Source organism: Xanthomonas sp. SHU 199 (assembly GCF_000364665.1).
Classification (GTDB): domain Bacteria; phylum Pseudomonadota; class Gammaproteobacteria; order Xanthomonadales; family Xanthomonadaceae; genus Xanthomonas_A; species Xanthomonas_A sontii.
The window spans coordinates 1-1,184 of record NZ_AQOI01000837.1; the positions used below are offsets into that span (position 1 = coordinate 1).

The 1,184-nt window shown below is 75.6% G+C and carries 1 protein-coding gene and 1 pseudogene; both read left to right on the top strand.

Going from position 1 to position 1,184, the window contains the following annotated elements; all coding sequences use genetic code 11:
• Positions 1-363 (top strand): annotated as a pseudogene (locus tag D183_RS25740) (hypothetical protein); the annotation flags it as partial.
• A partial coding sequence (locus D183_RS0122880) for an NUDIX domain-containing protein (protein ID WP_017911051.1) occupies positions 360-1,184 on the top strand: 825 nt, incomplete at its 3' end. The pseudogene D183_RS25740 and the gene D183_RS0122880, both read left to right, overlap by 4 nt.

Below are 1,184 nucleotides of genomic sequence, written 5' to 3' on the forward strand. Positions count from 1 at the left end.
CTGACGGTGGCGCTGGCGGCGTGGTACGCCGGCGGCGGCGCGCTGCTTGCGGTGGTCTGGTGCGGCGTCGCCGCGTTGGCGGGCCTGTTGCAGCGCTACTGGGCGGCGCGGGTCGGCCTGGACGTGGCGCTGCTGGAGGCGGTCCTGGCCGAACCGGACCTGCCGCGCGCCGGTGCCGACCTGGACGCCGTCCTGCAGCGGTTGGGCCTGCTGCGCAGGCCGCCGCCGCCGCGCGATTGGCTGGCGCGCTGGCAGGGCATGCGCCGCCTGCTGCGGCGGCAGTTGCTGTGCTTCGCCTTGCAGATGCTGGCCTTGGTGGTGGCGCTGTTCATGACGCCCGCCGGCTGGGAGGCGATGCGATGACGCCGACGTCCACGCCGCTGCGGCCGGCCGCGGTCGATCCCGATCACGCGGCGTTGTGGCAGCGTCTGCAGGCCGACGGCTTCGGCGAGGGCGAGACGGCGTTGGCGGCGTTCGAGCGTCGCGTCGCCGAGGAGGCCGGCGTGTCGCCGGCGCTGGCCACGCACCTGGTCGAGGAATACCGGCGTTTCTGCTTCCTGGCCTGCGTCGCCGGCGAGGAGATCACGCCGAGTCCGCTGGTCGATCAGGCCTGGCACGCGCACCTCACCGACACCCGCGAGTACTGGCAGCGGTTCTGTCCGCAGATCCTGCGCCGCACCCTGCACCACCACCCCGGGCGCGGCGACCCGGCCGACGCCGCGCGCTTCCAGGCCCAGTACGCGGCCACCCTGGCGCAGTACCGGTACTACTTCGGCGAACCGCCAGCGGCATGCTGGCCGGCGCCGGCCGGCACGCGGCCATCCGTGCCGGCACCGCGCCTGACCGGCGCGCGCCGCAGCGCGCCCACGCGCCGCGGCGTCGCCCTGTGGGGCTGGATGCTGGGCGTTGCCCTGCTGTTCGCATTGCTCTGGCAGCGCCACGGCCCGCTGTCGCCGCTGCACTGGCCGGGACCGCCGTTCCTGCTGCTGTTCCTGGCCTGCATCGGCTTGGCCTGGAGCCTGGGCGCGCGCCTGCGCCTGGCCGTGCGTGGACTGCGCCGCGCCGCGCTCGACACGCCGCTCGACGCCACCGAACTGGCGTATCTGGCCGGCGGCAGCGAGCGCGTCGCCGACCAGCAGCTGGCCCTGCTGCTGGTGGCCGGCGCGGTGCGCCTGCAGGCGGAG